General features: G+C 55.6%; 6 protein-coding genes and 1 pseudogene. 2 read left to right on the top strand and 5 right to left on the bottom strand.

What is annotated here, in order from left to right; all coding sequences use genetic code 11:
• Window positions 1-92: 92 nt before the first annotated feature.
• The 4 genes from lptB to IQ273_RS27825 form a co-directional block, all read right to left on the bottom strand.
• Window positions 93-821 carry an LPS export ABC transporter ATP-binding protein gene (gene lptB, locus IQ273_RS27840; protein ID WP_194026381.1) on the bottom strand — a complete coding sequence of 243 codons (729 nt, stop codon included), beginning with the start codon at window positions 819-821 and terminating at the stop codon, window positions 93-95.
• Between the two features lie 163 nt (window positions 822-984).
• Entirely contained in the window at window positions 985-2217 is a 1233-nt protein-coding gene (locus IQ273_RS27835; protein ID WP_194026380.1) for a glycosyltransferase family 4 protein, read from the bottom strand.
• Window positions 2218-2368: 151 nt separating this feature from the next.
• Complete coding sequence (locus IQ273_RS27830; RefSeq protein WP_194026379.1) at window positions 2369-3262, bottom strand: hypothetical protein; 894 nt, start codon at window positions 3260-3262, stop codon at window positions 2369-2371.
• A 984-nt stretch (window positions 3263-4246) separates the two neighbouring features.
• The gene (locus tag IQ273_RS27825) at window positions 4247-4774 is read right to left on the bottom strand and encodes an LptA/OstA family protein (RefSeq protein WP_194026378.1); all 528 of its coding nucleotides are present in this window, start codon (window positions 4772-4774) and stop codon (window positions 4247-4249) included.
• A gap of 239 nt (window positions 4775-5013) precedes the next feature.
• Here IQ273_RS27825 and IQ273_RS27820 point away from each other — a divergent pair, with 239 nt between their 5' ends.
• Both IQ273_RS27820 and IQ273_RS27815 read left to right on the top strand, forming a co-directional pair.
• The gene (locus tag IQ273_RS27820) at window positions 5014-6063 is read left to right on the top strand and encodes a low specificity L-threonine aldolase (RefSeq protein WP_194026377.1); all 1050 of its coding nucleotides are present in this window, start codon (window positions 5014-5016) and stop codon (window positions 6061-6063) included.
• A gap of 77 nt (window positions 6064-6140) precedes the next feature.
• The gene (locus tag IQ273_RS27815) at window positions 6141-7145 is read left to right on the top strand and encodes an NAD(P)-dependent alcohol dehydrogenase (protein ID WP_194026376.1); all 1005 of its coding nucleotides are present in this window, start codon (window positions 6141-6143) and stop codon (window positions 7143-7145) included.
• A 2-nt stretch (window positions 7146-7147) separates the two neighbouring features.
• Here the strand turns inward: IQ273_RS27815 and IQ273_RS27810 are convergent.
• A pseudogene (locus tag IQ273_RS27810) lies at window positions 7148-7499 on the bottom strand (plasmid pRiA4b ORF-3 family protein); the annotation flags it as partial.

The following is a 7499-nucleotide window of genomic DNA, read 5'->3' as shown; positions in this document are numbered from 1 at the left end:
GAGGAGAAGGGTGGGGAGATGGAGCGCCAGACGCAGCCAAGGGGTGACCCTTGCATGCAGGATAGCCCACGGGCTCTAACTCTGAGGAGGGGCTAGATTGCGAAGTCTTTGCCGAGGTAGTGCTCGCGCACCAGGGGATTGCTGGAGAGGTCGTCGGCATTGCCGGAAGCCAGGATTTGCCCGTCGCTCATAATGTAGGCGCGATCGATAATGCGGAGGGTTTCGCGCACGTTGTGGTCGGTGATCAAAATGCCCATATCGCGATCGCGCAGTTTCCCCACAATTTCCTGAATCTCGGTGACTGCGATCGGGTCTACCCCGGCAAAAGGTTCATCTAGAAACAAAAACCTTGGCCCTTCGGGGCCTGAGGCCAGCGAGCGGGCCAGTTCGGTGCGGCGGCGTTCGCCCCCCGACACTTGAATGCCCAGGGTGTTGGCTACTTTCTCCAGGCGAAATTCTTTTAGCAGGTCTTGCAGGCGATCGCCGTACTCCTCCGGGGGCACCCGCGTCTGCTGCATGACCAGCAAAATGTTGTCGGCCACCGATAGATTGCGAAAAATGCTCGGTTCCTGGGCCAGGTAGCCAATCCCCAATCGCGCCCGCTGGTGCATGGGCAGGTCGGTAATGTCGATTTGATCGAGGCAGACCTTGCCCCCGTCGGGCCGCTCTAGCCCGGTCGCCATATAAAATGTGGTGGTCTTGCCCGCCCCATTGGGGCCGAGCAGGCCGACAATCTCGCCCTGGGCCACCGAAAGACTGACCCGGCTCACCACCTGGCGCTTGCCGTAGGTCTTTTGAACGTTGTCGAGTACGATTTTCAAGGGCGCGCCTGGGCCAGTAGGGTTTGATTGAGCTTAGTAAATTGTATCAAAGCTCTTCCCTAGTCTAAGGGGGCGGCCCCACGGAGCTAGTTCAGGATATTTTGCCCCATCCTGTGTTCATACTCCCTGTTTTGTCAGGATCCCGGTCATGCCCCCGACAGGCTTAGTGTTCAACAAAAAGACGAGCCAGATGGGTGGCTTCATGGTCAATATTGTGCTGCTGCGCAACTTTCGTTACGCCTGCCTTACCCATAGTTTCTAGTTCTGCCGTTGAGGTATCCAGGGCAGAGCGCATAGCGTCTACCAGCGACTCCACCGATCCGGGGACTACCAACCAGCCATTGCCGCCGGTTTCAACTAGTTCAGGAATGCCCGCGATAGAGGTGGTAATGACCGGTCGCCCCAGGGCTAATGCCTCCATAATGACGACGGGCAACCCTTCGGCAAAGCTGGGCAACACCATCGCCTGAGCCTTGAGGAGCTGAGCCTTGACCTCCTGGTTAGAGGCCCAACCTGTAATCGAAACGCAGTCTTGCAGATTGTAGCTGGTGATTAATGCTTCGACCTGCGATCGCATCTCGCCATCGCCTACCAGCGTAACCGTAAACCGATAGCCCGCCTCCACCAGCTGCTTGACGGCCTCCAGCAGCAGCAAATGGCCCTTTTGCCCGCTGAGCCGTCCCACGCAAACAAAGTGGCGCTGCTCTGGAATCGGCGTAAACTCTTGGGCTAAAAAGTCTTGGTCGAGGCCGCAGTGCACCACGTGAATTTTGGGCCAGTCTTCCAAAGCCGTCCAGCGGTAGAGTTGGCTCTTACCAAAGGAGCTAATCGCCACCACAAAGCTGGCCCGCCTGATTTTTTCAGCCAGCGAGATGGCTCTCACCTTGTCAAACTCTTCTGGCCCGTGCACCGTAAAGCTGTAGGGTGGTCCGCCCAGGGCATGGCAAAGCATCGCCACGGTCGTTGAATTGGTGCCAAAGTGGGCGTGTACGTGGTCAATATCGGCCGCCTCAAACCAAGCCAGCAGCACACAGGCTTCAGCCAGGTAGGCCAGGTGGTACAGCGGTCCCGATTCGTCCTTAAGACCAATTTGAAAAGCTAAACCGAGGGCAGCCACAAACGCCATTGGCCGCTGTAGCATAACGCGGGCGATGGTGAGTAAAAGCTCAGACCACGGGTGGTCTAGCACAATTTGAGTTTTGCCTAGCTCTTTAACATCGTCGGGGTCCACCAGTTCGTCGGCACAGGAGCGAATTGAAAACCTGGCCACCGCTAGCCCCTGGGCTTCAAGGGCCGCAATCTCACGACGAATAAAGCTGTGGCTAACTTTAGGGTACTGATTGACCAAGTAGGCTACTTTTTTAGGTGCCTGCGCAGGCGGTTGAGCGATCGACATTATCTATATCCCAGCTGGTATATTTTGACGATTGAAGCCAAAAATAGGGTGACCAAACCCGTGGCTGACAACGGCTAGTTAAAAACCACGGGCCACACCATCATTTCGTATAAGAGCGTCTTCATTTTAAACAGCTCAAGCATAGCAAACTCTAAAAGTACCAAATGCGGTACGGGTAAATACCAAACTCAAGCTGTAGCAGCAGCCGGGATTGGTCGTGGGGTACGGTACCTTTGTGCAGGCAGTAAGGATCCCCTGCAAAGCCCAAACCTGCTGGCCCAGTGACCACATGGACGCGATCGCGTCCATAGGTTTCGACTAGGGCTTCGTCGTCAATTGACGCACAGCCTTGGCCAATCCACTGGTGCCCCAACCGCCGGTTGCGGTGGGTGCCCTTGATATAGACGTGAGGCCCTTCGCCCTCACCTACATCAGTTAGGTAAAAGAAAAATTTAATCGTTTTAAAGTCATTGATATCACAGTGGAAAACCCGTGCCGTTTTGACCTTTTCAGCCTGTGTGTTAGGAGCAGGAAACCCCCAGGCCAATTCACCCCGCATATACACGGCTGAATGGTTCAGGTACTGGCTAGCTACATCTAAAAGGTAAGGATCGGTCTTTAGCTTTTGATAGGCATCGCAAGTTTCATGGGTGTCTAAATAACCTGCTACCAGCAGCGGGGCACCCAGTGCTTGCTCAAACTGATCTTTGTTTTTAATGTAAAACGGCAGGGACGAATCGCGATTGGCATAGCAAGGCGTCGTCTCTGCAAAGGTGAGTAAGTCCTGCAAAATGCTGTCTTGGAGCGAAAACCCAACGTAGTAGCCGTGGGTCTGGATGAACTTGGCTACTTGGCCTGAACTCTCCAGGGGGCAAGCCCCTGCTGATGGATGGGTTACCGTGGCATCAATTACGGCTGGGGACTGGTAGCGGCCGCGATCGGCTACCCACTCTCGCACGGCAATAAAGCGAGCCAACCAACTCATCACCAAAAACCGAGGGTCACCCCGCAGCAGCCGCAGAATTGACTGTATCTTCTTGGTCAACTGCTCTACTAAACTAACGCTAGGAACCTTTTTGGGTACAAATGGAAGTTGCCGGAAATGAGTAAGCATGTCGACTTGAGTAAAGAACAAATCATTTCGTGACGCTTTATCAGGAATAGGGAGATTTAATTTTTGACGCAGGACAATAGGGCAGATGTCAATAAAATCTGCAAAGGTCTAGGCTGAAGCCTGTATTAATTAAAAAAGGTGGGAGGGGCTGAACGGATAAAAACGCTAAGCCCGCTTTAGCATGGCACTGCACGCCAAAATATCAGACCCTTGGGTCTAAACACGATTATTTCTCATGTACATATGCCTTTGTTTTGGATGCGCTTCTGGAAGAAACTATGCAGTCAGTGAACTATGCGGTAGATTTCGATTGAACCAGGGAACACCCAACGCACAGCAAACTTGAACCATTTGTTTTCGCTGCGACGTGTGCTAGGCCCATAGTAACTACGCCTCCCTTTGCAATCGCCCATATCTGGAACGCGCTTTTCACAATATTCTTTATTGACGGTGGCTTAATAAAGCCCAGATAAATAAGATCTATCTTTAGGAGGATGTTTACCCATAGAAAACCCATTCAAGCGACTTATGAAGCCTATCACTGTGGCTAGTATGGTCAAGTGGCTCAGACCCCTCACCCAAGCAGTCCCTCACCCAATCGGTTTGGCCCACATGTGTGACGACAACTTTTTTGAGTAGGGCTACCTTTGGCGTGGCCTCTGCACGATATGTAGCTTCCCGTTGACGAAGCTTGGCTAAGCGTTATGCATCGTACTCAGTGGATCCCAGCACTAGTGCATCGTCAACGTTTAATTTTAGGGTTGGTAGCGTGGTGTCGAGTTTACGCGACCCACGGTCTACGAGGTCTCATGGGTCGCGACTTGCTTGAACCCACGCTACGATATACCTGAATTCTTAAGTTTGACAGAGCACTAGGTGGATCCCAAACATTAAGTTTGACAGACCACTAGTCTTCTAAGGTGCCAAAGGTTGAGTCTCGGGCTCAATCGGGCTAACGTCTAGTACTGTAGGCGGACGAGGCGCAGGCGGACGACTATTGCCTGGCGCTTCTCCCTGCACCGAACTGGGTTCAGACTCGGGCAGTATGTATACGGCCTCAACCTGGTCATTGGGGCGTGGGGTGGCTACAAAGCGATCTTCTTCGATGAGATAGGTGACAACCTCAGCCATCAGCGTGTTTCCCTGCTGGGTGACAACAACGTTGCCGCTGAGCACAATGCGCTGCTCATTGCTGAAGTAGTCGGCCTGGGCGGAGGTAGCCTGAATGCTGCGGCTGGGGTAGTCGATCTGCACATTGCCGCGAGCGGTAATGATGCCCGTGGCAGCATTAGCCTCTTGAATATCCGATCGCAGGGTAATGGCACCCCCATCCTGGGCCTGGGCCGGTGCGCTTCCCAGTGAAAGTAAGCTACCACCGGTGAGGGCTACCAATGCCCCCGCCGCTGCTGCCGTCAACCAACCCCAGCGCAACCCATCCGCCATAGCCCAATCCCTAATCCCGTTGTGGTCTAACGCTTCTCTAGTCCAATCTTACTCCATCCCCCCATCGCCACCCTCGGCCCTATCTCACTGATCAATTCTGTCCACTTCGCCCCCTCATGCCTTCGACGCCGTTGCTCCTCTAGATCTGGACTCACTGCGCATTGGCAAAGCCTGTCTGAAAGACATACAGAGACTGCGCCCCAAGCTATCCTCAAAACACCCCTACCGCCACCATTTCCATGATTTCCGCCCCACCAATCACTCGCCCCATCCAGTTTGCCAGCGACAACTACTCCGGCATCTGCCCCGAAGCGCTCGATTACCTGCTCAAGGCCAACGCCGGCGATGTGCCCGCCTACGGCGACGATGAATGGACTCAGCAGGCCTCTGATCGCTTTCGATCGCTCTTCGAAATCGACTGCGAAGTGTTTTTTGTCTTTAACGGCACGGCGGCCAACTCGCTGACGTTGGCGTCGCTGTGCCAGTCGTACCACAGCGTGATCTGCCACGAGCTGGCCCATGTCGAAACCGACGAATGCGGCGCGCCCGAGTTTGCCAGCAACGGCTCGAAGCTGCTGCTGGCCCAGGGCGACAATGGCAAGCTTGACCCGGCCCATGTCGAGCAGCTGATCACCAAGCGCACCGACATCCACTACCCCAAGCCCAAGGTGATTAGCCTTACCCAGGTCACCGAGGTGGGCACTCTCTACACCACCGCTGAGCTGGCTGCCCTGAGCGATCTGGCCCGCCGCTATGGGCTCAAAGTACACATGGATGGGGCCCGCTTTGCCAATGCCCTGGTGTCCTCGGGCAAAACCCCAGCCGAGCTGACCTGGAAGGCGGGCATCGACGTGCTCTGCTGCTGCGGCACCAAGAACGGCATGGGCATTGGCGAGGCCATTCTATTTTTTGACAAGTCGCTGGCCGAAGATTTTGCCTACCGCTGCAAGCAGGCGGGGCAGCTGTGCTCCAAAATGCGGTTTATCTCGGCCCCGTGGTTAGGGCTGCTCGAGACCGGGGCCTGGCTGCGCAACGCCGAGCACGCCAACCGGATGGCCGCCTACCTGGAGCAGCAGCTCAGCACTATTTCTGAGCTGGAATTCCTGTTTCCGCGCCAGGCGAATGGGGTGTTTGTGCACATGCCCCAGCCGTTGATCGATGAGCTGCATCGGCGGGGCTGGAAGTTTTATACCTTTATTGGCAACGGCGGGGTGCGGCTGATGTGCGCGTGGAATACGACCACCGAGGCTATAGACGCGCTGGTGGCGGATATTCGAGATGCGGTTTAGGGGCGCGATCGCTGTCTGTGCTACACCAGCGATCGGCGAAATAGTGCCAATATCTGGCATTATCCCGAAGAAAACCGATGCAAATTAACGCCTTAGCCGCGCTGGAAAAAGGTGCCGCCCTGCAACCCTTTAGTTTTGCCGCAGCACCGCTTAAACCCTTCGACTGCGCCATCAAAGTGATGGCCTGCGGCATTTGCCATTCTGACCTGCACATGATCTACGACGACTGGGGCCTATCGCGATACCCCCTTGTGCCCGGCCATGAGGTGATTGGAGAGGTGGTTGAGGTTGGTTCCCAAGTCACCCATATGGAGCGGGGCGATCGCGTGGGGGTCGGCTGGCAACAGGCTGCCTGTATGCACTGCCTGGATTGTTTGAGAGGCGATCACAACCTCTGCGACCAGGCAGAAGGGCTGATCGTCAGCGGCTACGGCGGCTTTGCCGACTATATGGTGGTCGATTCGCGCTTTGCGTTTAAGCTGCCGACAGGGGTCTCAACGGAAGCCGCCGGGCCAATACTCTGCGGCGGGGTCACCGTTTACGCCGGGTTACGCAATGCCGGTATGACATCGGGGCAGGAGATCGGCGTGATTGGAATTGGCGGACTGGGGCATTTAGCCGTGCAGTTTGCCAGCCGTCTGGGCAACCGGGTGACCGTATTTACCACCTCCGCTGATAAAGCCGAGTTTGCCACACAGCTGGGTGCCCATGAGGCCATTCTGGTACCGCCTGGAGGTTCCCCGCCCCTGCCCGTCAACAAGCTGAATATCATCCTCAACACCGCCAACCAGGCCCTCGACTGGCTAGGCTACGTGAACTATCTTGACTCCAACGGCACCTTCGTGTTTGTGGGGATTCCCAACGAGCCGCTGACGATTCCGATTACGCCGCTGACCTCCAAACAGCGCCGCATTATGGGGTCTGAAATTGGCAGCCCGGCCGTCATTACGGAGATGCTCCAAATCGTGGAGAAATTTGGCATTCAACCCCTGGTTGAAACGTTCCCTTTAGAGCAGGTGAATGAGGTGCTGCAGCGGGTGATGGACAACAAAGTGCGCTACCGGGCGGTGCTGACGATGTGACCCTACAGCGATCGCTCCTGCAATCGCTGGTTGGCGGCGGCCAGGTCAAACTTTTCTGGATCAAAGTCGTAGCCTACCCGCTGCCATAGAGCGTCAACCTCGTCAGGGTCATCGCTGTCGCCCAGGCGATCGAGCAGATCGACGTAGTCCCACACACCATTGCAAAATTCGGGCGGGCACTGGCGATCGCCAGCAGTGCAGCGGGGCACAGGGCCTTGATCAGCATCAATAGATTCTAGGGTGACCTTGTGCAGCCAGCCCTGGGCCGGAGCATAGGTATAGATCAGGCTGTCGCCGGGCTGGGTGAGCAGGCTAGAAAGCGTTCTGTCTTCCCCGCTCTTCAAACTCTGCCCC

Origin of the sequence: Nodosilinea sp. LEGE 07298 (assembly GCF_015207265.1) — a bacterium.
In the GTDB taxonomy this organism is placed as follows: domain Bacteria; phylum Cyanobacteriota; class Cyanobacteriia; order Phormidesmidales; family Phormidesmidaceae; genus Nodosilinea.
This window is presented reverse-complemented; position numbering and strand designations above follow the sequence as displayed.